Origin of the sequence: Streptomyces solincola (genome assembly GCF_002982015.1) — a bacterium.
Taxonomy (GTDB): Bacteria; Actinomycetota; Actinomycetes; order Streptomycetales; family Streptomycetaceae; genus Streptomyces; species Streptomyces solincola.
In genome coordinates this window covers 1-1,175 of record NZ_PVLV01000607.1, presented here as the reverse complement: position 1 = coordinate 1,175, position 1,175 = coordinate 1, and the positions used below count along the sequence as shown (strand labels likewise).

Here is a 1,175-nt window from a genome sequence, read left to right as displayed (position 1 = left end):
GGCGGGGCCGGCGACGCCGGCGGCGGGCCGGGGGCGGATGGGGCGGTGGAGCGGCCGGTGGAGCTGCGGGCGTCCTCCTGGCGGGCGGTGCTCAAGCGCACGGTCGCGGAGTTCATGGAGGACGAGCTGCCGGACAAGGCGGCGGCGCTGACGTACTACAGCGTGCTGTCGATCTTCCCGGCGCTGCTGGTGATGGTGTCGGCCCTGGGCGTGATCGGCGAGTCGGCGACCCGGGCGGTGCTGGACAGCCTGCAGAAGCTGGCGCCGGGACCGGTGCGGGACATCCTGGGCAACGCGGTGCAGCAGTTGCAGGACGCCTCCGGCGCCAGCGGCGTGGTGGCGGTGATCAGCCTGGTGGCGGCGGTGTGGTCGGCGTCCGGGTATGTGGGGGCGTTCATCCGCACCGCGAACGCGGTCTACGACGTGCCGGAGGGCCGCCCGGCGTGGAAGCTGACCCCGCTGCAGGTGGGCCTGACGCTGGTGCTGATGGTGCTGCTCGCGGTGAGCGCGGTGATCGTGGTGTTCACCGGGCCGCTGGCGGAGCGCGCCGGTGAGGCGATCGGCGCGGGCGGCGCGGCGGTCGCCGTGTGGAGCGTGGCGAAGTGGCCGGTGCTGCTGGTCCTGGTGGTGGCGATGATCGCGCTGCTGTTCTGGCGGGCGCCGAACGTGCACGGGCAGGGCTTCCGCTGGCTGAGCCCGGGCAGTGTGCTGGCGGTGCTGCTGTGGCTGGCCGCGTCGGCGGGCTTCGCCCTGTACGTCGCCAACTTCGGCTCGTACAACAAGACGTACGGCACGCTGGCCGGTGTCATCACCTTCCTGGTGTGGCTGTGGCTGTCCAACCTGGCGATCCTGCTGGGCCTCGAACTGGACGCGGAGCTGGCCCGGCAGCGGGCGATCAGCGGCGGCCTGCCGGAGACCGAGGAGCCGTATGTGGAGCCGCGGGACACCCGCACGTGGCCGCGTCCGCTGATCCGCCGGTTCGCCGCGCGCAAGGCGTCCGGCGGCCAGGGCGGGCCGGGGGTCTCCACCCGCAAGGGCGGCCCGACGCTGTCCGCCTGACACCGGGCCGGTCGGCGGACGTCCCGGGCCCGCCGGCCGGCCCGGGGCCGGATCAGGCCGTCGGGTCGGGTCCGGCGGAGGGGGCGGTACGCGGCGGGGGCGCCCAGGGGCCGTGC

Annotated in this window: 1 protein-coding gene; it reads left to right on the top strand. The window is 75.1% G+C overall.

Going from position 1 to position 1,175, the window contains the following annotated elements; genetic code table 11:
* Positions 1-1,059 (top strand): YihY/virulence factor BrkB family protein (locus tag C6N75_RS28110; RefSeq protein WP_407703284.1); only part of this gene is annotated, 1,059 nt, incomplete at its 5' end.
* Positions 1,060-1,175 lie beyond the last annotated feature (116 nt).